At 65.9% G+C, this 20,817-nt stretch carries 20 protein-coding genes and 2 pseudogenes; 10 read left to right on the forward strand and 12 right to left on the reverse strand.

Going from position 1 to position 20,817, the window contains the following annotated elements; translation table 11 throughout:
• The first annotated feature begins 40 nt into the window (after positions 1-40).
• On the forward strand, positions 41-1,192 hold the full coding sequence (locus ABID97_RS26790; RefSeq protein WP_354402292.1) for a transporter substrate-binding domain-containing protein: 1,152 nt from the start codon (positions 41-43) through the stop codon (positions 1,190-1,192).
• Between the two features lie 4 nt (positions 1,193-1,196).
• The gene (locus ABID97_RS26795) at positions 1,197-1,826 is read left to right on the forward strand and encodes an ANTAR domain-containing response regulator (RefSeq protein ID WP_354402294.1); all 630 of its coding nucleotides are present in this window, start codon (positions 1,197-1,199) and stop codon (positions 1,824-1,826) included.
• A 26-nt stretch (positions 1,827-1,852) separates the two neighbouring features.
• Here the strand turns inward: ABID97_RS26795 and ABID97_RS26800 are convergent, their stop codons facing one another.
• Positions 1,853-2,830, reverse strand: coding sequence for a bestrophin family protein (locus ABID97_RS26800; RefSeq protein WP_354402295.1), 978 nt, complete (start codon positions 2,828-2,830; stop codon positions 1,853-1,855).
• Positions 2,827-3,570: an SDR family oxidoreductase gene (locus tag ABID97_RS26805; protein WP_354402296.1), complete on the reverse strand. Its 744-nt coding sequence runs from the start codon at positions 3,568-3,570 to the stop codon at positions 2,827-2,829. Before ABID97_RS26805 ends, ABID97_RS26800 begins: the two co-directional genes overlap by 4 nt.
• Positions 3,571-3,629: 59 nt before the next feature.
• Here ABID97_RS26805 and ABID97_RS26810 point away from each other — a divergent pair, with 59 nt between their 5' ends.
• The gene (locus tag ABID97_RS26810; RefSeq protein ID WP_354402297.1) at positions 3,630-4,670 is read left to right on the forward strand and encodes a GlxA family transcriptional regulator; all 1,041 of its coding nucleotides are present in this window, start codon (positions 3,630-3,632) and stop codon (positions 4,668-4,670) included.
• 172 nt (positions 4,671-4,842) lie between these two features.
• Complete coding sequence (locus tag ABID97_RS26815; RefSeq protein ID WP_354402298.1) at positions 4,843-5,325, forward strand: GreA/GreB family elongation factor; 483 nt, start codon at positions 4,843-4,845, stop codon at positions 5,323-5,325.
• A gap of 115 nt (positions 5,326-5,440) precedes the next feature.
• Here the strand turns inward: ABID97_RS26815 and ABID97_RS26820 are convergent, their stop codons facing one another.
• Positions 5,441-5,950: a DUF1993 domain-containing protein gene (locus tag ABID97_RS26820; protein ID WP_354402299.1), complete on the reverse strand. Its 510-nt coding sequence runs from the start codon at positions 5,948-5,950 to the stop codon at positions 5,441-5,443.
• A 126-nt stretch (positions 5,951-6,076) separates the two neighbouring features.
• Here ABID97_RS26820 and ABID97_RS26825 point away from each other — a divergent pair, with 126 nt between their 5' ends.
• The 4 genes from ABID97_RS26825 (at position 6,077) to ABID97_RS26840 (ending at position 8,432) form a co-directional block, all read left to right on the forward strand.
• Entirely contained in the window at positions 6,077-6,994 is a 918-nt protein-coding gene (locus ABID97_RS26825) for an ankyrin repeat domain-containing protein (RefSeq protein ID WP_354403064.1), read from the forward strand.
• An 81-nt stretch (positions 6,995-7,075) separates the two neighbouring features.
• Positions 7,076-7,345 (forward strand): hypothetical protein, encoded by a 270-nt coding sequence (locus tag ABID97_RS26830; RefSeq protein ID WP_354402300.1) that lies wholly within the window; start codon positions 7,076-7,078, stop codon positions 7,343-7,345.
• A 22-nt stretch (positions 7,346-7,367) separates the two neighbouring features.
• Complete coding sequence (locus tag ABID97_RS26835) at positions 7,368-7,946, forward strand: imm11 family protein (protein WP_354402301.1); 579 nt, start codon at positions 7,368-7,370, stop codon at positions 7,944-7,946.
• Between the two features lie 270 nt (positions 7,947-8,216).
• Positions 8,217-8,432 (forward strand): hypothetical protein, encoded by a 216-nt coding sequence (locus ABID97_RS26840; RefSeq protein WP_354402302.1) that lies wholly within the window; start codon positions 8,217-8,219, stop codon positions 8,430-8,432.
• A gap of 286 nt (positions 8,433-8,718) precedes the next feature.
• On the opposite strand, the gene ABID97_RS26845 is transcribed toward ABID97_RS26840, so the two are convergent.
• From ABID97_RS26845 to ABID97_RS26870, 6 genes and pseudogenes are all read right to left on the reverse strand, one after another.
• On the reverse strand, positions 8,719-10,149 hold the full coding sequence (locus ABID97_RS26845; RefSeq protein WP_354402303.1) for a carotenoid oxygenase family protein: 1,431 nt from the start codon (positions 10,147-10,149) through the stop codon (positions 8,719-8,721).
• Positions 10,150-10,169: 20 nt separating this feature from the next.
• Positions 10,170-11,210 carry a MerR family transcriptional regulator gene (locus ABID97_RS26850; protein ID WP_354402304.1) on the reverse strand — a complete coding sequence of 347 codons (1,041 nt, stop codon included), beginning with the start codon at positions 11,208-11,210 and terminating at the stop codon, positions 10,170-10,172.
• Positions 11,211-11,285: 75 nt separating this feature from the next.
• Entirely contained in the window at positions 11,286-12,260 is a 975-nt protein-coding gene (locus tag ABID97_RS26855) for a Bug family tripartite tricarboxylate transporter substrate binding protein (RefSeq protein ID WP_354402305.1), read from the reverse strand.
• Positions 12,261-12,292: 32 nt separating this feature from the next.
• Positions 12,293-13,477 carry a tricarballylate utilization 4Fe-4S protein TcuB gene (gene tcuB / locus ABID97_RS26860; protein WP_354402307.1) on the reverse strand — a complete coding sequence of 395 codons (1,185 nt, stop codon included), beginning with the start codon at positions 13,475-13,477 and terminating at the stop codon, positions 12,293-12,295.
• Positions 13,464-14,887, reverse strand: a pseudogene (tcuA, locus tag ABID97_RS26865) (FAD-dependent tricarballylate dehydrogenase TcuA). Before tcuA ends, tcuB begins: the two are co-directional and overlap by 14 nt.
• A gap of 77 nt (positions 14,888-14,964) precedes the next feature.
• Positions 14,965-15,890 (reverse strand): annotated as a pseudogene (locus tag ABID97_RS26870) (LysR substrate-binding domain-containing protein).
• A 98-nt stretch (positions 15,891-15,988) separates the two neighbouring features.
• On the opposite strand from ABID97_RS26870, the gene ABID97_RS26875 reads away from it, so the two are divergent.
• The gene (locus ABID97_RS26875; protein ID WP_354402309.1) at positions 15,989-16,465 is read left to right on the forward strand and encodes an NUDIX hydrolase; all 477 of its coding nucleotides are present in this window, start codon (positions 15,989-15,991) and stop codon (positions 16,463-16,465) included.
• Positions 16,466-16,498: 33 nt separating this feature from the next.
• Here the strand turns inward: ABID97_RS26875 and ABID97_RS26880 are convergent, their stop codons facing one another.
• Genes ABID97_RS26880 through ABID97_RS26890 form a run of 3 tightly spaced genes read right to left on the reverse strand, consistent with a single transcriptional unit; the run spans position 16,499 to position 19,484 of the window.
• Entirely contained in the window at positions 16,499-17,476 is a 978-nt protein-coding gene (locus ABID97_RS26880; protein WP_354402311.1) for a Bug family tripartite tricarboxylate transporter substrate binding protein, read from the reverse strand.
• A gap of 56 nt (positions 17,477-17,532) precedes the next feature.
• A complete protein-coding gene (locus ABID97_RS26885; RefSeq protein ID WP_354402313.1) occupies positions 17,533-18,504 on the reverse strand; it encodes a Bug family tripartite tricarboxylate transporter substrate binding protein in 972 nt (323 codons plus the stop codon).
• 26 nt (positions 18,505-18,530) lie between these two features.
• On the reverse strand, positions 18,531-19,484 hold the full coding sequence (locus tag ABID97_RS26890; RefSeq protein ID WP_354402315.1) for a 2-hydroxyacid dehydrogenase: 954 nt from the start codon (positions 19,482-19,484) through the stop codon (positions 18,531-18,533).
• 136 nt (positions 19,485-19,620) lie between these two features.
• Between ABID97_RS26890 and ABID97_RS26895 the strand changes: the two genes are divergently transcribed.
• Complete coding sequence (locus ABID97_RS26895) at positions 19,621-20,787, forward strand: citrate/2-methylcitrate synthase (protein WP_354402317.1); 1,167 nt, start codon at positions 19,621-19,623, stop codon at positions 20,785-20,787.
• Positions 20,788-20,817: the final 30 nt, after the last annotated feature.

Consider the following 20,817-nt stretch of genomic DNA (forward strand, 5'->3'; position numbering starts at 1 on the left):
AGCGCGCAAACATCCCGCATCCAACCTGAGGACCCAGCCCGTGGCCAACAAAGATCCCGTGCGTGTCGGCGTGCTCTATTCGCAGACCGGCGTCACATCGACCATCGGCAAGTCGCAGCTGCAGGGCACGCTGCTGGCCATCGACGAGATCAACGAGGCCGGCGGGCTCGACGGCCGCGAGATGGTGCCGGTGGTCTACGACGCGCAATCGACGCCGGCGGTCTATGCGCAGCTGGCCGAGCGGCTGATCATCGCGGACAAGGTCAACGTGATCCTCGGCTGCTACATGTCGAGCAGCCGCAAGGCCGTGCTGCCGCTGGTCGAGAAATGGAACAAGCTGCTGTTCTACCCGACCCTGTACGAAGGCTTCGAGTTCTCGAACAACATCATCTACACCGGCGCGGCGCCGAACCAGAACAGCGTGCAGCTGGCGGAATTCATGACGGCGAATTTCGGTGCGCGCGTGTACCTCATCGGGTCGGACTACATCTATCCGTACGAGTCGAACCGCATCATGAGCGAGCTGGTGCTGCAGCGGCAGAACAGCGAAAAGGTGGGGGAGCGGTACGTCGCGCTCAACGCCACCGAAGCGGACTTCCGCCCGATCATCGAGGAGATCCGGAACCTGCGGCCCGACTTCATCTTTTCCACCGTGGTGGGCGACTCCGCGGCCTGCCTCTACCGCGCCTATGCGGACGCGGGCTTCGATCCCAAGACCATGCCGATCGGCAGCCTGACCACCTCGGAGGCCGAGATCTCGCAGATGGACGGCGCGGGCACAGGGCATTTCACCTCGGCGCCGTATTTCCAGTCGATCCAGTCGGACACCAACTTCCGGTGCCTGGAGCGATTGCGCCGCCGTTTCGGCGCGGACTGCGTGCCCAACCTGTGCTGGGAAGCCGCCTACTTCCAGACGCACGTGTTCGCCAACGCTTTTGCGCAGGCCGGCACCGACGAGCTCGCGCAGCTCGTGCCGCACGTGCTCGGCAGCGAGTTCGAGGCGCCCCAGGGCAGGATCCGCATCGATCCCACCAATCACCACACCTGCCTGTATCCGAGGATCGGGGTGGTCAACTCCAGGGGGCAGTTCACCATCGTGCGCGAAGCGACACGCGCCGTGCACCCGGACCCGTACATGGTCACGCATTCGCTGGGCGACTGGGCCGCCGAGCTGAGCACGCTGGAGCTCTGAGGTGGTGCCCGAATCCGTTCGCCAGCAGAAGGGCGGCCCGACGCCGACCCAGCTGAAGAACCTGCGGATGCTGCGCGTGGCGGTGTGCCACCCGGACGACGGCGACGGCCAGCAACTCACGCAGCAGCTGCGCCGCATCGGCTGCCATGTGCAGGCGTTCTGGCCGCCGCTGCCGCAGCTGCCGGAGATGACCGACGTGGTCTTCCTGGCGGTGCGCCCCGACAGCATCGACATGAACTACGAATGGTTCAACGCGGAGGAGGGGCCGACCATCATCGCGGTGGTGAACTACGAGAACCCGACCATCGTCGAGACGGTGCTGCGCGCGGGCGCCAAGGCCACGCTGCCATCACCGGTGCGATCCTTCGGGCTGCTGTCGGTGCTGGTGGTGGCGCGCCAGGTGCATGGCGAGCTCAAGGCCCAGAAGCGGCAGCTGCGCAAGCTCAACGGCAAGGTCCAGGGCGTGCGCCGGATCGAGGAGGCCAAGGGCATCCTGATGCGCACCCGGAGCATCAGCGAAGCCAAGGCCTACGACCTGCTGCGCGACCAGGCCATGAGCAAGCGGGTCAGCGTCGAGGAGATTGCGCAGACCATCGTCAACGCCAACGAGATCCTTTCGCTCGGCAAGGGCTGACGCGCGCGGCATCGACGCCGAACCACCTAAAGGATGATGTCGTTCTTCGGCCGCAGCAGCGGCCTGAGTTCCACGTCGCCCAGCAGCGTGAGCAGCTCGATCTCGATCATGCGGGCAATCTGCGAGATCGGCACATCGTTGGCGCCACCCTCGAACGGGTTCTCGGTGCTTTCGCCGACCTGCTGCAGCGAGGTGTACATCCAGGAGATCAGCACGCTGAACGGGATCACCAGCCACACCCGGTGCAACGCGTCGAACTCCTTGAGCATGCCGAACGGCAACAGGATGCAGAACAGGCGAATGAACAGCGCGTTGACGACGGCGTACTGGCGCGGATAGGGAAAGTTCTTCAGCCGCTCGCTGCGGCCCTGGTGGTCGAGCAGTTCCTTGATCGCCTTCTCCATCTCGATGAAGAAGTTGATGACGATCTCTCCACCAGTGAAAAGCTCCCGGATGGCGCGGCTTTGCTGCGCCATCAGCAGGCTGGCCTTGCTGCGCGAGGCCAGCACGGCACGCAGTTCGTCGCCCTCGAGATAGCGGGACAGTTCCGCGTCGAGCGGACTCTCATGCTCCGGCACGCAATAGCGCGCCTGGTATTCGGCGTTGGTGCGCCGGCGGGTGCTTTCCCATGCGCGGTGCCGGCGCATCTGGTAGCGCAGTGCCGTCACCCAGGCGAGATGGCGGTTCACCAGCCGACGGGTATCCTGCGGACTCTTCAGGTAGTCGCGGCTCATCAGGCCCCAGGCCTTGCTGCTGTTGAGGATGGCCGTCCACACCTGCTGCGCCTCCACCGCGCGCGCATAGGTCTGGGTATTGTTGAAGCTCACGATCAGTGCAGTGGCCGTTCCGATCAGCGCCACCACCGTCCACGGGATGGCGAGCCAGTGCCAGCCCGCGAGTTCGTAGAGGCACACAGGCACGATGCCCAGTGCCAGCAGCAGGTAGAGCTCGCGCCGGGTCCACAGGAAGAACTCGCGCAGCCGGTACGAGCGGCCGACGTTCACCGTGCAGCCAGCCAGGCGTCGAGCGAGGTGGCGCCGATCCGTGCGCCGGGGGCCGTGGTGAGCGATTGGTCATCGACCACCACCCCGAAGTAAGGTGCCGTGGCATCCGGACGCACCTTGCGCATGTCGCCAGAGGCGCGCAGCCAGCGTTCGACCATCGTCGCCATGCCGGCGCGCTCCGGCCCACCCACCTCGATCATGCCGTTGACGGGTGCGCCGAGCGTGGCATCGGCCATGGCGGCGGCCACGTCCTGGGCGGCGATCGGCTGCAGGTGTGCCGACGGCAGCCGTACGGCCTCCCCCTCGACGCCGGACTGCGCGATGGCCGGCAGGAACTCCATGAACTGCGTCGCCCGTACGATCGTGTAGGGCAGGCCTGAAGCTTCGATCAGCTGTTCCTGCACAAGCTTGGCGCGGAAGTAGCCGCTGCCCTGCAGCCGCTCGGTGCCCACCACGGACAGCGCCACATGGTGCTGCACGCCGGCAGCCTTTTCAGCCGCGAGCAGGTTGCGCCCGGAGGTCTGGAAGAAGCTCATGACCGCCGCGTCTTCGAACGACGGTGAGTTGGCCACGTCGACCACGATCCGGGCCCCGGCCAGCACTTCGGCCAAGCCTTCGCCGGTGAGGGTGTTGACGCCCGTGTTGGGCGAGGCTGCGACGGCCTCATGCCCGCGTTGCGCGAGCAGCGCGATGAGCTTGCTGCCGATGAGGCCGGTGCCTCCGATGACGACGATCTTCATGGTGTGTGCCTTTCTGTGCGATTCGTTGTCGATGGTAGGCAGTGCACAATGTGGCTGAAATGACGAAGATCCCTGAAATACTGCCAAAACAGGCGGCCCGCAGGCAGCGCCCCAGACGCGTGTTGTTCGTGGCCTTCCCGGAGGTTGGCCTGCTCGACCTGACCGGTGCGCAGACTGTGTTCTGGTGCGCCACCAAGGCGATGGAGGCGCGCGGCCTCGCGGGCTACGAGCGGGTGACGGCCAGCCTCGAGGGGGGCCTGGTGCGAAGCGCCGAGGGGCTGGTCCTGCAGACCGATGCGCTTGCAGGCTTTCGTGCGTCGTCGGTCGACACGCTGGTGGTTCCCGGCTCACCGCACATGGAGCAGGTGCTCGACAATGCTGCGCCGCTGGTCAAGTGGCTGCGCCGCGCGGCCGTCAAGACGCGCCGCACCGCGTCGGTGTGCAGCGGCGCCTTTCTGTTGGCCGCGGCCGGACTGCTCGACCACAAGCGCGCGACCACCCACTGGCTGATGTTCGACATGATGAGCCTGCGCTTTCCGTCGGTGCAGATCGACCGCGACGCCATCTTCGTCCAGCAGGGGGCCGTGTGGACGTCGGCCGGCGTCACCGCCGGAATCGACCTGGCCATGGCGCTGGTCGAGTCGGACTGCGGGCACGAGGTGGCGATGGAGGTGGCGCGCGAACTCGTGGTCTACCTCAAGCGCCCTGGCGGGCAGTCGCAATTCAGCAAGGTGTTGCAGGCGCAGGCCGAAGATTCCGCCGCGATGTTCGACGAGTTGAACCTGTGGATTGCCGGCAACCTCGAGCGCCCGAACCTCGGCGTCGAGCGACTGGCCGAGCAGGCACGCATGAGCCCGCGCAACTTCGCCCGTGTCTACAAGCAGAAGACCGGGCTGACGCCGGCCAAGGCGGTGGAGGTGTTCCGCCTCGAGGCAGCCAAACGACTCCTCGAGGACTCCGCCCGCAACGTCGACCAGGTCGCCATGCTGTGCGGCTTCGGGGACGAGGAGCGCATGCGGGTGACCTTCCAGCGCCACCTGGGCGTAGCGCCTCGGGACTACAGGCGACGGTTTGCGGCGCGAAGAGATTCGGCTGCGTAGCAGCCATGCGTGAGGTCAGGGCCGCCGTAGCCAGCAATCTTGCGTGGATGACTCTTCAAGGGCTGGGCCCATGACTGGAGTTAACCTGCAGCCAGCATAAGCGCCGAAGGGTTCTGGAGCCCTTCATAATCAAAACCTACCCCCCGCTTGCTCGAAATGCCGACCTTTCGTCATGGATAAATTCTTGCTGCAACAGCAGGTGCTGGAACGGCTCGCCGACGACCTGCTGCAAGCCGAGCAGGCAGTGCGGGCGGCCCATGAAACGGCGACTCACGAAGAGAACATCGCCGAAAACAAATACGACACGTTGGGACTCGAAGCCGCCTACCTGGCCACCGGCCAGGCTCGGCGCGCCGAAGCGATCCGCCAGGCGATGGCCAATTGGCGCCAGTTCCGCCCGCGTCCCTACGACGCCAGCAAAGGTATACAGCTCGGCGCGCTGGTCTGCCTGGTCGATTCCGACGACAAGGAGCAACAGCTTTTCCTCGGTCCGGATGGGGGCAGCATGAAGTTGATGAGCGGCGCTCAGCCCGTTCAGGTCATCAGCAGCGAAGCACCTTTGGGCAGGGCCATGCTGGGCAAATGCGAGGGTGATGAGGTGTCGATACAGGTCGCTCTAGCCCGACAGCATTTTGAGGTGCTGCGGGTTCATTGAGCCGCAAGTTCACGCCGAATGGGCCAGGTCCGCAGCCGTTCAGCGTCGGACGCGGAGGCTCTGGTTGCTATCGTGCGGCAGTGGCCAGAGTGGCTGAACTCCTGTCTGCCTTGGGTTAGTAGGCACCCATGTAGTCGCGCTTACCGATCTCGATACCGTTGTGGCGCAAGAGGGCATAGGTGGTGGTCACGTGGAAGAAAAACTGCGGCAGTCCATAGTGCAGAAGATATGCGCCTGCGGTCAGCTTCTTTTCCTTGGGGGTGCCGGGGCGCAATACGATCTCGCGGCTCTCGCTTGAATCAAATTGCTCAGGCTTGAAGGAGCCGATATGGGCCAAAGCCTTGGCGATCAACGCTTGCAGGTCGGCGAAGCTGACCTCGGTGTCGGGCCAGGACGGCACCTCGGCACCAGCCAGGCGGGAGGCAATGCCCTTGGAGAAGTCTGCGGCGATCTGTACCTGACGTAGCAGCGGAAACATGTCAGGGAACAGCCGCGCCTGCAGCAGCGCATTTGGATCGATTTTTTTCTGCGTCGCGTGGTCTTCGGCCTTCTTGAGCACGTCGGACAGGGCGCGCAGCATCTGCTGCAGGACGGGAACGGAGGCGTTGTACAGCGGGCTGGTCATAGTGAGTTCACTTCTAGAATTGGGCACGATGGCCGGAGTTGGCGTGGCAGAGGCCCTGCCGACCATGCAAGGCTAACAGCACGGAGATCCGTGCGTTCAAGCCTCGAAGGCAGGTATTCCGTGAATATGAATCTGTTGCGAACTTTCTCCGCCGCCATTGCTTCCGCATTGCTGGTGTACGCCAGCGCGGCATCTGCACAACGAGCGACCGAAGCATCGGCGAGCGATCACGAGATGTTGGAGGCCATCCAGACTCTCAACTACTCACGGGCAGAAAAGCTTCTTCAGGGTGGCTTCGTTCCAAACACCCCATTCTCGGGATCGGGTACTTCGGCAACCCATGTCGCCGCACGCATCGGTGATGCGAAGATGCTTTCGCTTTTCGTCGCGCATGGCGCGATAGTCGATCTACCGACACAAGACACCAGGAGGGATTCGCCACTCTTGATTGCCGCGGCCGCCGGAAATCTGGGGACAGCTCGCTATCTACTGGCTCATGGCGCAAATCCGAACTACCAGAATGGCGTCAAGAACGACGACTATGCCGTCGCTCACTACGCCACCACGAGTCAGAACGGATTGAAGATGCTGAAGTTGTTGAGTCGCTACAAGACCGACTTCAACGTGACTTCCTTGACCAAAACTTCCGTCTTGAACTCCGCCATTTTCTCAGGCCATGCTGACGCTGCAGATTTTCTATTGACCAATGGCGTCGACGGAGAAGCGAAAGACCTTGCTGGATTGCGCCCTGTTTGCCATGCAGTTCTTCAAGAAGACATCGGCGTGATTCGCGTCATGGTCAAACATCGCGTCTCATTGAATCATCTTGATTGCGCCGATGGCGTGTCAAGTGGGCTCTCACCGTTGCACGTCGCGGCCGGGGCCGGATCGATAGAAATCGTACGCGTGCTTACGAAGGCTGGTGCGAGCCTGGAATTGCGTTCGACCCGAGGAATGCTTCCGGAAGATTTGGCCAAGGCGCAGGGGCACACCGAGACTGCGTCCTACCTAAGAGGGCTGATAATGGGGCGCCGAAATCCCTAAGTATGTGAGTGGCCGCGCGACGAGAGCCGGACCCTCAAGTCGACGGCAGAATTTGGGGAGACTATGTCGCTTCGCGAGACCTTGAACAACCTCCAAGGGGCCGTTTCGGCGGCCTGGACCAACTCGCCTGACGAATACCCGGATTGGAGCAGTTGGACATTCGAAACTCACATGAGGGACTTGCGAGACCTATGGGCACTGGCAGAGCCACGGCTGGGAAACCGCGACGTGGCTCAGCAGGTGGGTTCGGATCTGATGAAGATGATTGCGGCATTCGAATCAGGCGACAAGGCCACCGGCAGAAGCCTTGCCGGCAAGCTGTACAACCGGCAACTCTCGAAGCTGTCTTGAGAAGCAGACACTGAACATCGAAATGACAAAGCTGCTGACCCTCGATCTTCGGCGCGACGTTCCCGCACCAGAAGCGACTCCTCATCAAGCGGACCTGACCACGATATTTGACGACTCGAGCATCGAACTCAATGAAGGTCAGCGTTGCGTACAGAACTGGGGGCGGATGAGGGTCGCTCTTCGAGATGATCGGGAAAGCCCTGTGGGGTTGACCGACTTCATCATGACGGTCCCCTTTTGGATCGTCTCACGACGGTTTGCGCTTCTCTTGGAGGCACATCAGTGCCAATGCGAATTTCTTCCTCTAGAAGTCACCTACAAGAAGACGACCCTGACGGGCGAGTTCTTTGCGCTCAATGTTTTGGCAGTGGAGGACACGGCAATCGATTTGTCTCAGTCGAAATTTGATCCGCGGCTGCTCAAACACGGCTTGATGAGGGATGTGAGCAGGCTCGTTCTCAAGCCCGACGCATTGACCTCTACGCCGCTAGCACATCTGCCGCAAATTGGTCAGATTGCAGTGCAAGATGAACTGTCCAAACGAATCGAGCGAGAGATGGTCGGCGTGAAATTGCTAGAGCCTTCGCTCTTCACCAGTTGATGGGTGATGAGCCGTCCGTAGCCGGTGGCCGCGATGCGAATCAAAAGTTGCCCCGGCCACACCACAACTTAGGGCGCACGGATGATTCCATTTCTTGGGTTGCTCTGCTTTTCCGCCTGCGCTGGCGTTGCCTTGGCGACTGCCGGTACCTGTGGAGTTGGCTTGCTCGTGGGAACATTCGCCTGGTGCGGACTGCCTTTCTATTGGATTGCAGGATTTCCGCTAGCAATTCTGTGCGCCCTGGTTTTCGGTCTGCCTGCATACGCGGCGATGAAACGTTGGAACCTCAAACGTTGGTGGCAATTTGCGCTTGGCGGCCTTTTGCTTGCCGTTCCATTCTGGAATGAGCTTGCCGTGCCCTTCGACTCCGTGCGTTGGGCTCAGTCGGGACTGTTCGACTCGCTTAACTATCTTGGTTCAGGTGCAGTTGGAGGTCTGGTGTTTTGGCTGCTTGTTATTCGAAACGCACCGAATGGTAAGCCTTGATCCTGCACCTAGAGGGGGCGCACGGCGTCCAGCAATCTACGAGCAATGCGCGCTCGGCGCCGAATAGTTTTTCGCGAGCCGCGGGAGTCCGCGTTGAAGAGAATCTGGAGGCGGCGTTCGGCTCCGAGGCCGGGAAAGTGACAATGGCCCACGCAAAGACGTTCCTGGCCGAGATCACGGCTTTCGTCGTAGCCGAGCGTCAAGTGCTGTAGCTCCGAAGGCCCGAGAAGGTGAAGCGAACGAGGCTAACCTGCCGATGAGTCCATGTGGCTGATGGCCTGGAGGGTCAAATGCGCGCAGGTCGCCAAGTTCCGTGGAAGCCGAACGGTACGCGATGCGGCAAACGGGCGACCGCGACGGGTTCCGCCGCCAGGTCCATTGCATCGAACACCAGCAGGTCGCTGCGCCGTTCCTGTTCACGCCAGGCCACGGCAAGCAGCCAGCCGTCGCCCTCGGCTGCCTCGGTCGCGCGCGGCACGAATACCGGTTCGGACACCACGTCCCCATGCGGCAGCGTGTGCATGCTGCGCTCGCCGGTATCGAAATCGAAACGGGCCAGGCTGTCGTAGAGCACGCTTTCCGAGTCATCCCTTGCGCGCGCCGTCGCGTGGCAGGTGTAGAAGCCATAGCGGTTGCGCCGGCCCGCGTAGCGCTCGTCGATGCGTGGAAACTCCGCCACCAGGTCATCGAGGTACTCACGCCGGAATCCGGTGTTCGTGCCGCTCAAGTCGAAAGTCCAGCGGCACAGGCGCGCGGCCATGGCGTCGGGGTCACCCGGATGGCCTTCGGCATCGGGCAGTCCGGGCGCCGTTTCGGACTGCATCACGTAGGCCACGACAGTGGCGCCGTCGTCCCAGGCATTCATCACATGGAACACGTGGCAGGCATCGGCATCGAACCAGCGCAACGGGTCCGTCGCGCCATTGCGCCGCATCACGCCAACGCAGGTCCGCAGGCCGGTCTCCCAAGCCAGCAGTGGCTTGCCGCGCATCGCGCGTTCCACGCTGAGCGTCAGCGGCGTGACGGGAAAGAGCACATGCTCGCGCGTCACCATGAAGTCATGCACCATGCTGGCATACGGCGCCTTGAACGACTCGAGCCTCGTGACCTCGCAGTGTTTGTCCATCACGCCATAGAGCATGGTCGGCGAGCAGGGGCCGTCGGGCGAGTACGCAAAGAAGTGCAGTTCGCCACTCACCGGGTCCACTTTCGGATGCGCGGTGGAGCGCGAGGTCACGCGGTCGCCGAAGCTCTGGTGTCCCTTGGAAGCCAGCGTGTAGGCATCCAGCTCAAAGGGTTGATGCGACTCTTCGAGCGCGAACAGCCGGTCGCCATGCCACAGCATGCTGGTGTTGGCCGTGCCACCGTTTCGGCCCTGCGCCAGCGGGTCGCTGGTGGCAGGGTTGCCGAAGGTGCCGAAGAGCGCGCGTCCGGCTTCATGTTCGAGCTGCCATTTCGGCGTGCGTGCCCAACGGTTGCTGTAGGACACGCTGCCCTTGTCGATGTGGAAGGCATGCACCATGCCGTCGCCGGAAAACCAGTGGTAGTCGTTGTCGCGCGGTGCGTATTGCGGGCTCGGGCCCACACGGTACAGGCTGCCCGACAGCCCGGGTGGCAGCGTGCCTTCGATGTGAAGCGCCGCGATGTCGTGCTCCTCGGTGAGCGGCGCGTAGTTGCCGGTGAAGAAGTGAGGGTTCGTCTGTGTTTCTGCGTTCACGTGGAGCCTTCGAGATTCAATCAGGAGGTCGACGTGCCGTTCAGATGCGCGCTGGCTCGCCCAACGTAGGCTGCCAATGTCTCGTCGATGCCCGAGCCGGCCCGCAGGGCCGCGTCATGGTGGAACGCGCGTTGCAGCTTCGCGTCCAGCGCGGCGTCGCCGCCGGCCTTGGCGAGCGAGAGCTCCTGCCAGCGCCGCGCCAGGGCACGCATGGCTGCGCCATCGGTGGGAGCGCCCGCCAACATCTGTTGCCGAACCTCTGCAATGAGCGGCGGCCATGCATCGGTCTGGGCAACGTAGTGCTGGCGCAGCGTGGCCATGTCGCTGGCGCTGCAGTAATGCGCATAGAGCTGCAGGCGCGCGAAGGCCATCGCGTGCGAGATGTACCGGATGCCTGCGCGGTCCACACCGGTCAGCGCGTGGAGCGACGGCTCGTTCCAGTGCATGGTGTAGAGCTTCATCAGCAAACCTTCGTCGCCGCCGGCTTCTTCGAGCAACAGTTCAATCCAACGTTGCGCCAGGGTCTGTGCTTGCGGGCTCTCGGGCGATACGCCGTCCGCGACCAGGCGGTGCAGCCACGCCGACAGCTCGGCACGCTCGGGCGCCATGGCGTCAGCGAAACCGTCGCGCTGCGCCTTGAGCGTGCGCTGTTCGTCGACGCTGAAATACTTCGAGCCTGCGACCATGCTTTCGAGTGCCAGCAGCCAGTCGTCCATGGCGGGCTCTTCGCTGGCTTGCAGCTGGTCCTGCACCGCGAGCAGATGGGTGCGCAGTGCCGACGCCTGCAGGATTTCGCGGTCGAGCTGCGCCACCTGCTGCGCCACGAGTTCCGAGATACCGCCGGCTGCGTTGTCGAGCAGGCCTTGTATGTCGGCAAGCGACAGGTCGAGTCGCCGCAACGCCTGGATGCGGAAGAGCCGCGCCACGTCTTTCCGCCCATACAGGCGGTAGCCGGCATTGGACCTTTCGGACGGCACCAGCAGGGCGATATCGTCATAGTGCCGCAACGCGCGCACTGTCAGCCCCGTGCGCCGGGCCAGTTCACCAATCCTCAGAAACATGCCTTCCCTCTCAAGTTGGAAGGCATCCTAGACCGTGCCGTTGCGAGAGGGTCAAGCGGTTTTCGTCGGAGCCTCCTAATTTGCGGTGATCTTCCGATCGCGCACGATGGCACTCCACTTGGCATCCTCCTTCTTCATGAAGTCGGTGAGCTCGGCCCGCGTCGTCGGCTGCGGGGTCAGGCCGTGCTTGTTGAGCGCCTCCTTCACGCCGGGGTCGGCCAGCACCTTGACGACGGCCTGGTTCCAGCGCTCCAGGATGGCCACGGGCGTCTTGCCGGGGGCCACGAAGGCGTACCAGTTCAGCGCCTCGAAGTTCGGGTAGCCCGACTCGGCGACCGTCGGGATGTTGGGCATGTAGGCCGGCCGGGTCAGCCCCGTGGTGGCCAGCGGGATCAGGTTTCCGGCTTCGACGTGGGGCAGTGCCGTTGGCGGCGCCGAGAAGTACGAGGCGATGCGCTGGCCCAGCAGGTCCTGCAGGGCGGGAGCGCCGCCCTTGTAGGGTACGTGCACCATGTCGATGCCGGCGCGTTGGTTGAACAGTTCCCCGGCCAGGTGGGAGGCCGAACCGGCACCGGTCGATGCGAAGTCGACGCTGCCGGGCTTCTTCTTCGAGAGCGCCACGAAGTCTGAAAGGGTCTTGACGCCCAGGCCCTTGTGCACCACCAGCACGTTGGGGAAGTTCACCCCGCCCGACACCGCCGCCAGGTCCTTGAACGGGTCGTAGCCGACCTTCATCACATGAGGCGCGATGGTCAGCGGGCCGATGGAGCCGAACAACAGCATCGAGCCGTCGGTTGGGCCATGCGCGACGTACTGGTGCGCAATGTTGCCGCCCGCACCGGCCTTGTTGTCGATGATCACGGTCTGGCCGACGTCGTCCCCGAGCTTCTTGGCGATCAGGCGCGCCGCCGCGTCCGCTGCGCCGCCCGGCGCAAAGCCGACCACCAGCGTGACGGGTTTCCTGGGCGGGAAGTCCTGGGCATGGGCATGCCCTGTGAGGCAGAGCACGGCGGCCGCGGCCACGGCGTGCAGAAGTTGAGGTTCGTTCATCGAGGTCTCCTTGGGGTTGTGGGGTTGCCGGGTCAGTCCGCACCCAGGCCAACGGGGTTGGGCAGGCGCTTCTCGACGGCGTGGCGCAGCAGCGCGGCGCTGCGGAAGATGCCGTGCCCGAACTTGCCGTAGGGCATCGTGGCGAACAGGGCCATGACAGCCCCCAGGTGCAGGCACAGCAGCAAGGCCAGGGCGGGGGTACCGCGGCCGAGCCACAGGGCCAGTCCGCTGGCACTGGTGAGGAAGAGCAGTGCAATGAAGCCCAGGTCCATCGGCTTCTGTGCCACGTCGCCATGCAATGGGTGGCGCCTGCGGTTCAGCCGCCACAGGCCGGCCGTGCCAATCATCAGGCTGGCCCCGCCGACCACGCCGAGCAGTTTCGGCAGGCTGGGCAAAGCGTAGGGAGCGGCCCAGCCGAAGGCGTAGTGATACAGCGTGGCCACGCTGGTGGCGGCAAAGCACAGCATGAAGCCGTAGAAGGTCAGATGGTGGAAGCGCCGGCGTGCCAGCGTGTAGGCATCGTCGTCGTCGTGGCAGCCCTCGCCATGGCCACCATCGAGGTACTTGAGGCGCAGCACCGCGTCTGCGGCTTCAGCCGCGGCGGGCCGGTTCAGCGGGGCGCCACCAGTGGCGGGCGTAACGTCGCGCCAGAAACGCCGCACGCCCATGCCAAGGGCCAGCATGGCGAACAGGAACACGGGTGCGAACATGCCGACCAGCAGGTTGTGCGGGAACACGCTGTAGAAGTTGTCCCCGGGCGCCGCGCCCCACAGGCTGCCCTTCAGCGTTGCAGCGAGCACCAGGAACAGTGCGAGCGCTGCGGCCAGCGCCAACGACAGCGTCAGCCCGTTGCGCTGGTACAGCACGCCGAGCGCGGGCGGCCAAGCGTAGTCCACATAGGTTTTTCCCCGCACCTCGGCCATGGCCCGCGGCACGTTGACGGCGAATTCGTGCGGCGGTGCGTACTGGCAGGCGTGCAGGCAGGCGCCGCAGTTGTGGCAGAGGTTGGCCAGGAAGTGAATGTCGGCCTTGCCGAATTCGAGCCGGCGCGTCATGGCCGGGAACACGGCGCAGAAGCCCTCGCAGTAGCGGCAGGCATTGCAGATCTGCATCTGTCGGCCGACCTCGGTCTCGGCGGCCGACAGGATGGGGATGACGCGGCGCGCCCCCTCGGCGAGGGACACCGCTTCGCGTGCCAGGGCTTCAAGCGATTGCATGCTGGGACTCTTTCTGTTGCCTGGCCGCGGCGGCGGCCCGTGTGCCGGCGATGCGGCCGAAGGCCGTGCCGATGCTCATGCCGACGCCGGCGGTGTAGCCCTTGCCGAGCACGTTGCCGGCCATCATTTCGCCGGCGACGAAGAGGTTCGGGCTGGGCCGGTCGCCGAAGCGGACGGCGGCCGTGTCGTCCACCTTCAGCCCCAGGTAGGTGAAGGTGATGCCCGGGCGCAGCGGGTAGGCATGGAAGGGCGCGGTGTCGATGGGCCGCGCCCAATGGGTCTTGGCGGGTGCGGCCCCTCGGTGTGGCAGTCGTCCAGTGCGGTGTGGTCGAAGCGGCCCACGCGGCAGGACGCGTTGTAGTCGGCAATGGTGCGCAGGAAGGTCGCCTCGTCCAGGCCGAGCTGGCGTGCCAGCTCCGGCAGCGTGTCGGCGACGGTGCCCGGGAAGACCGGCGGCATGAACCGGCCGATCGCCTTCTGGTCGATGACGGAATAGGCCAGCTGCTCCGGCTGCTGCGCCACCAAGCGGCCCCAGATGGCGTAGCGCTTGGGCCAGAAGTCCTCGCCCTCATCGTAGAAGCGGCGCGCCTCCCGGTTGACCACCACGCCCAGCGACACGCAGTCGATGCGGGTGCAGATGCCGCCGTCGTAGAGCGGGGCACGTGCGTCGATGGCCACCATGTGGCCCTGCGATGGATCGCCGATGGCGTCTGCACCGGCTTCGATCATCTGCTTGAGCAGCACACCCTGGTTGAATCGCGTGCCGCGGATCAGGAAGTTGTCGGCCGGCCATTCGCCGCGTTCGTTCTGGCCCCAGGCCTCGCGCAGCCAGGCGCGATTCGATTCGAAGCCGCCGGCGGCGAGCACGCAGCTTCGAGCGGCGATGCGTTCGCGGGCCTCGGTGTGTACCGCGACGAAGCGATCCCCGTCGAGCTCGACCGAAACCACGGGCGTCTCGTAGCGGATCTGCACGCCCAGGCGCTCGGCGCTGCGGTAGTACGCATTCACCAGTGCCTTGCCGCCGCCCATGAAGAAGGCATTGGTGCGCGCCACGTGCAGCGCGCCCGAGAGCGGTGGCTGAAAGTGCACGCCGTGGCGGCGCATCCAGTCGCGGCAGTTCGACGAGGCGCGGATCACGACACGCGCCAGGTGTTCGTCGGTCAGGCCACCGGTCACCTTGAGCAGGTCCTGCCAGTACTCCTCTTCCGGATAGGCCTCGACCAGGACGTCCTGCGGCGCGTCGTGCATGCAGCGCAGGTTGCGCGTGTGCTGGGAATTGCCGCCGCGCCAGGCCTTCGGCGCCGCCTCGAGCAGCAGAACGCTGGCACCGGCCTCTCGCGCCATCAGTGCGGCGCAGAGCGCGGCATTGCCGCCTCCTATGACCAGGACGTCGACCTGCGCATCGCTCATTCTCTTGTCTCCTTGTGGTTCAGGAGACTTTAGGCATTCCGCTCATCCGGCGAAACGCGATGCCCGGCAACGGGTGTTCAGTTTTCGTGAAGACTTGCGCCGACCCACCGGCCCTCGCGCACAAGCATGCGTGCGGTGTCGGCCATCACCACCCGGGTGGCCAGTGCCGCCGGAGACAGTTCGTCGTCCGACAGGCTGACGAGCAGGCTGCGCGACCGACATGGGCATCGGTGATCTGGCTGCTGTGCACACCGTCGGGGCCCTGGCGCGCAATGGCCGCCCCGGGCTGGATCGTGGCGCCCAGGCCGGCGCGCACTGCGTCCATCAGCAGGGCGAGGCCATCGATTTCCGCCACGATCTGCGGCGCGATGCGGGCACGGGCGAAAGCGGCGGTCAGCGTCGCGCGCAGGCCGTGTCCGGCGCTTGGCATGATCAGCGGCACCTCGGCGAGCTGGGCCAGCCGGACCTTGGCACCTGCCGGCCGTTGCGCCAGCGAGGCGGCGGCCAGCACGAACAGCTTCTCGTCCAGCAGGGGCTCGATGCTCCAGCGGCGCGGGGTGGTGGTCTCGAACAGCACGGCCAGGTCCAGCTGGCGGGCCTGCAGCATGCTGGCCAGGTTGCCCGACAGCGACTCCACGAGATGCAGGCGCACGTCCGGGTAGCGCGCGCGCATGGCATGCATCAGCGGCAGGCCGAGCACCGAGGCCGTGGTTGGCGAGAGGCCCACGCTCACATGGCCAGACAGGCGCGCTTGCTGCGCGGCGCGCACGGCCTCGTCAGCATGCCGCAGCGTCAGCTGGGCCTGCTGCAGGAAGGCGACGCCTGCGTCGGTGGGGCTGACGCCGGTGCTGCTGCGCTGGAGCAGCCGGGTGCTGAGCTCGCTCTCCAGCCGGCTGATCTGCTGGCTCAGCGCGGATGTCACGACGCCGAGCTCGATGGCGGCGCGGCCCATGCTGCGAAGTTCGCAGACTTTCACGAAGTACCGGAGTTGGCGGAGTTCCATTGATTGCGTGTAGCAGCGTGTCGCTATTCCTGGTGATGGCGGTGCGAAGTGCCGTTGCCATCGGCTCATTCTCCGTCGGCGGCCCACAATCGACACCCATGATCTCCGTCCATCTCCAGGGCCAGCGCTTCCAGGTTCGCGCCGCGGCCATCGTGCTCCATGAGGGCCACCTGCTCGTGCACCGTGCCCCGGGCGATCCGTACTGGGCGCTGCCGGGCGGCCGGGTCGAGGTGGGCGAAGCGGCATCGGCCACGGTCGTGCGCGAGATGAAGGAAGAGCTCGGCGAGGACGTGGCCTGCGGTGCGCTGCTTCATATCGCCGAGAACTTCTTCGACCTGTCGGGGCAGCGCAACCACGAGATCGGGTTCTACTTTCTCGTCTCGCTGCCGGAGGGCTCGCAGCTCCTCGACAAGGCGCGCATCTACCGCGGAATCGAAAGCCACCTGGAACTGGAGTTTCGCTGGTTCCCGGTCAACCAACTGGCGTCGATCAACCTGCGTCCCACGTTCCTGCATGCCTCGCTGGCGGCCGATCCGCTGGCGTTCTCGCATGCGGTGCAGCGGGAGTACCCCTGATGTCCACCGGGGCTGTGTTGCCGTTGCGCCTTGCTACTCCGGCTGGATCCCCGCCTCCTTGACCACCTTGCCCCACTTGGCGAGGTCGGACTTGATCAGTGCCGCGTAGGCCTCCGGCGTGCCGCCCTGGATCTCGATGCCGGCGGCCTCGAGCTTCGTGCGTACGTCGGGCAGCTTGAGCGCCGCGTTGATCTCGGCATTGAGCCTGGCGACGATGGCCTTGGGCGTGCCGGCCGGCGCCAGGAAGCCGCCGTTGGTGTTGGCGTCGTAGCCCTTGAAGCCCTGTTCGTCCGCGGTCGGCACGTCGGGCAGCGACTGGGTCCGCTTGCGCGTCGACACGGCCACGGCCCGCGCGTTGCCGGCCTTCACCTGCGGCAGGATGGCCGTGAGGGTGTCGATGAAGAGGGCGGTACGCCCGGCCAGCAGATCGGGGTGCGCGGCCGACGAGCCCTTGTAGGGCACCAGCAGCATCGGCGCGCCGCTGGCCATGCGGAACATCTCGGCCGCCATTTCCTGCGCGCTGCCGCGGCCGGAGGTGGCGACCTTGGCCTCGTCCGGATGGGCCTTCATCCAGGCCACGAACTCGGGCAGCGTCTTCGCGGGCAGCTGCGGGTAGATCGCGAACACCAGCGGCACCTCGTGCGTGTAGACGATCGGCTCGAAGCTGGCCAGCGGATCCCAGCCCAGGTTCTTGAACAGGAACTTGTTGGTGTTGTGGCTGCCGCCCACGATGCCGATGGTGTAGCCGTCCGGCGCCGACTTGGCGAGCACGTCCGTGCCGAGGTTGTTGGAGGCGCCGGGCCGGTTGTCGACGATCACCGGCTGGCCCATCGACTGCGAGAGCTTGTCGCCGACGACCCGCGCGATGGTGTCGATCGCGCCGCCCGGCGGCGCGGGCACGATGATCTTGACGGCGCGGGCCGGATAGGCCGCCTGGGCCGACGCCGCCACCGGCACCGCGGCCAAAGGCGCCGCGACCGCGAGGATCTTGAACAGGGTTGCGAACTGCATGGATGTCTCCTTTTCAGGGTTGGGTTTCTTATTGGCGAAAGGACGCCGCGCCGTGCTCACTCGATGGTGATCTTGCGGCTGCGGATGACCTGCGCGTAGCGGCTTCTGTCGTCGGCGATCAACTTGCCGAACTCCTGCGGCGAGGTGGTGCGCGGCACGCCGCCCAGGCCGGTGAAACGCGCCTTGACCGATTCGTCGGCCAGCACCGCGCGCAGGTCGGCGGCGATCCTCTCCACCACATCCGGCGGCGTGCCCGAAGGTGCCAGGAGGCCGATCCAGGAGATCGCGTTGAAGCCCGGCGCCGCGCTTTCGGCGAGTGTCGGCACTTCGGCAAACGCCGGCACGCGCTTGTCGCCGGTCACGGCCAGCGCGCGCAGCTTGCCGGCCTTGATGTGGCCGGAGGCCTCCAGCACAGTCATGAACGACAGCTGCACATGGCCCGCGAGCAGGTCGGCAATGGCCGGGCCGCCGCCGCGGTAGGGCACATGCAGGATGAAGGTGCCCGTCTGGTCCTTGAACATCTCGGCGGCCAGGTGCGGCGCGCCGCCCGCACCCGAACTGCTGTAGCTCATCTGGCCGGGCTTGGTCTTGGCCAGCGCCACGAACTCGGCCGCCGTCTTCGCGGGGACCGACGGATGGACCATCATGGCCAGCGGCAGCTCGGCCACCAGGGACACCGGGGCGAAGGCCTTGTCCGCGTCGTAGGGGAGCTTGGGATACAGCAGCGGATTGATCGCCTGCGTGCCGATGTTGCCCAGCAGCAGCGTGTAGCCGTCCGCCTTGGACTTGGCGACGAAGTCGGCGCCGATCTGCCCGGCGGCGCCGCCCTTGTTTTCCACGATCACGGGCTGGTTCCAGCGCCGGCTCAACTGCTCGGCGATGACGCGAGCGCCGGTGTCGGTGCCGCCGCCCGGCGGGAACGGCACCACCAGCGTCACGGGACGGGCGGGAAAGTTCTGCGCGAAGCCCGGTGCATGGAGGGCGCAGAGAGCCAGGGCGAGGGGAATCGCGAGGCGTCGAGTGAACATGGGTGTCTCCTTCATTGGTCTTGGGGTCAGGTGGTCAGGCTCATGGCCGGGCGCTCGCCGGCCAGGGCCTGGGCGATGCTGGCCAGCACCATCTCGCCCATCGCGGTGCGGGTCTCCCAGGTGGCGCTGGCGCGGTGGGCCTGCAAGGTCGCGCGCTCGGACTGGCGCAGCGCGAGCGGCACGTGCGGTTCGTCGACGAAGACGTCCAGGCCCGCACCCGCGATGCGGCCGGCGGCCAGCGCCTCGGTCAGGTCGGCTTCGTTCACGAGCCGGCCGCGCGCGACATTGACCAGGAAGCCGCGCGGCCCGAGCGCATCGAGCACGGCCGCGTCGACGATGCCTTCGGCCTGGTCGGCGGCGGCGCACAGCACCAGAGCGTCCGACTCGCGGGCCAGGTCGAGCAGCTTGGGCGTGAAGGGGTGCGCGACGTCGTCCATGGCGTGCAGGTCGGTGTAGCCGATGGGGCAGCCGAAAGCTGCGGCCCGCACGGCCACGGCGCGGCCCACGCGGCCCATGCCGACGATGCCGATGCGCATGCCGCTGAACCGCCGCGCGAGCGGGATGGCGCTGGGCTGCGGATGAAGCGGCCACTGGCCGTCCCGCACGAAACGGTCGCCGGCGCACAGGTTGCGGCACGCCGCGATCAGCAGGCCGATGGCCAGGTCGGCCACGTCTTCGGTCAGAGCGCCGAGCGTGGCGGTGACGGGCAGGGCACGCGCGCGGCAGTAGGCCAGGTCCACCGCGTCGGTGCCGACGCCATTGACGGCCACCACCTTGAGGCTGGGCAGCTGCTCCAGCGTGGCGCGCGAAATGCCGGTGTGCCCGCCGGTGATCACGGCGTCGATCGACGCGCCGTGCTGGCGCAGCCAGCCCGGAGGATCGGGAAGCTCGAAGAGCTTGTGCACCGTGTAGAGCGAGGCGAGCTCGTCGTTGATTTCGGGAATCAGGATCGGGTTCAGCTGGAGGACTTGGGGGTTCATGTCGATGGTCGTGCGGGGAGGCCGGGCGGCCCGTCGCCGTAGTTCTTGCGGATGTCTGGATGCTAGTAATGTATTGACATACTGGTCAATATTGATCTATATAATCAATAGAAATTGACTCTAGCCCGTACCCGCCATGGCTTCCTGGATCTCGATGAACGAGGCGTGCAATCTCCTGGGCGTGCAGCCCCAGACGCTCTATGCCTATGTGAGCCGCGGCAAGCTGGAGGTCGCGCCCGATCCGGCCGATACGCGGCGCAGGCTCTACCGCGCCGAGGACGTGGCGGTGCTGGCCAAGCGCAAGCAGGCCGGTCGCAAGCGCGAGACGCTGGCCGCGAACACGCTGTTCGGATCGGAGCCCAGCATTCCGACCGCGCTGTGCGCGTTCTTCCGCGGGCGGCCGTACTACAGGGGCCGCGATGCCGTGGCCATGGCGCGCACCGCCACGCTCGAAGATGCGGCCCAGCTGTTGTGGGGCGCCGAGCGCGCCGTCGACTTCGCGAGTTCCGCGCCCATGCGTGCGGGCAAGCCGGGCCGCGATGCGGCCTTTGCCGCGCTGGCCGGCCTCTCGGCGGCCGGGCATTCCACCGCGGGACGCCTGACCCGGGTGCTGCATGCCGAAGCGCAGGGGCTCGTGGGGCAGGTGGCCACCGCGTTCGGCGCCGCGCCGGGCGATGAACCGCTGCACTTGCGCTTCGCCAAGGGGTGGAAGCAACCGGCCAGGGTGGCCGACCTGCTGCGCACGGCCATGGTCTTGCTGGCCGATCACGAGCTGACCAGTTCCGCCTTCGTCGCGCGCATCACGGCTTCCACCGGCGCGTCGCTGCCGGCCTGCCTGCTGGCCGGCTTGACCACGGCATCGGGTCCGCTGCATGGCGACGCCTCGGGCCGCGTGCGCGCGCTGTTCAGCGAGGTGGAGCGCGCGGGCGAGGACCAGGTGTTGGCCCACTACCTCGCCAACGGCCTGTCGCCGGCGGGCTTCGGCCATCACCTGTATCCCGATGGCGATCCGCGCGCGGCCGCACTGCTGGCCCTGTTCGACCCGCCGAAGGCGATCGTGCGCTTCATCGCCAAGGTCACCAAGCTGACAGGGCTGCAGCCCAACGTCGATGTCGCGCTGGCCGCCCTGGCCGCGCACCACCGGCTTCCCGCCGACGCGGCCTTCGGCCTGTTCGCCACCGCGCGAAGCGTCGGCCTGCTGGCTCACAGCCTGGAGCAACTGGGCGTGGCGCAGGTCATCCGCCCGCGCGGCCGCTATGTGGGGCCGGTGCCCGAAGCCGAAACCGACGGCGCGGGCCGCTGAGCGCGTGGCCCAGCGGAGGGCAAGCCGCGC

The sequence above is a fragment of the Variovorax sp. OAS795 genome (assembly GCF_040546685.1).
GTDB lineage: Bacteria > Pseudomonadota > Gammaproteobacteria > Burkholderiales > Burkholderiaceae_C > Variovorax.

What these genes read in the sequence shown, in the direction of transcription:
- ABID97_RS26805 (WP_354402296.1), bottom strand. Translation starts at nt 3,570, where the DNA reads ATGAAGATCGTCGTCATCGGAGGCACCGGCCTCATCGGCAGCAAGCTC.
- ABID97_RS26810 (WP_354402297.1), top strand. Translation starts at nt 3,630, where the DNA reads ATGACGAAGATCCCTGAAATACTGCCAAAACAGGCGGCCCGCAGGCAG.
- ABID97_RS26815 (WP_354402298.1), top strand. Translation starts at nt 4,843, where the DNA reads ATGGATAAATTCTTGCTGCAACAGCAGGTGCTGGAACGGCTCGCCGAC.
- ABID97_RS26820 (WP_354402299.1), bottom strand. Translation starts at nt 5,950, where the DNA reads ATGACCAGCCCGCTGTACAACGCCTCCGTTCCCGTCCTGCAGCAGATG.
- ABID97_RS26825 (WP_354403064.1), top strand. Translation starts at nt 6,077, where the DNA reads ATGAATCTGTTGCGAACTTTCTCCGCCGCCATTGCTTCCGCATTGCTG.
- ABID97_RS26835 (WP_354402301.1), top strand. Translation starts at nt 7,368, where the DNA reads ATGACAAAGCTGCTGACCCTCGATCTTCGGCGCGACGTTCCCGCACCA.
- ABID97_RS26840 (WP_354402302.1), top strand. Translation starts at nt 8,217, where the DNA reads ATGAAACGTTGGAACCTCAAACGTTGGTGGCAATTTGCGCTTGGCGGC.
- ABID97_RS26850 (WP_354402304.1), bottom strand. Translation starts at nt 11,210, where the DNA reads ATGTTTCTGAGGATTGGTGAACTGGCCCGGCGCACGGGGCTGACAGTG.
- ABID97_RS26855 (WP_354402305.1), bottom strand. Translation starts at nt 12,260, where the DNA reads ATGAACGAACCTCAACTTCTGCACGCCGTGGCCGCGGCCGCCGTGCTC.
- tcuB (WP_354402307.1), bottom strand. Translation starts at nt 13,477, where the DNA reads ATGCAATCGCTTGAAGCCCTGGCACGCGAAGCGGTGTCCCTCGCCGAG.
- ABID97_RS26875 (WP_354402309.1), top strand. Translation starts at nt 15,989, where the DNA reads ATGATCTCCGTCCATCTCCAGGGCCAGCGCTTCCAGGTTCGCGCCGCG.
- ABID97_RS26880 (WP_354402311.1), bottom strand. Translation starts at nt 17,476, where the DNA reads ATGCAGTTCGCAACCCTGTTCAAGATCCTCGCGGTCGCGGCGCCTTTG.
- ABID97_RS26885 (WP_354402313.1), bottom strand. Translation starts at nt 18,504, where the DNA reads ATGTTCACTCGACGCCTCGCGATTCCCCTCGCCCTGGCTCTCTGCGCC.
- ABID97_RS26890 (WP_354402315.1), bottom strand. Translation starts at nt 19,484, where the DNA reads ATGAACCCCCAAGTCCTCCAGCTGAACCCGATCCTGATTCCCGAAATC.
- ABID97_RS26895 (WP_354402317.1), top strand. Translation starts at nt 19,621, where the DNA reads ATGGCTTCCTGGATCTCGATGAACGAGGCGTGCAATCTCCTGGGCGTG.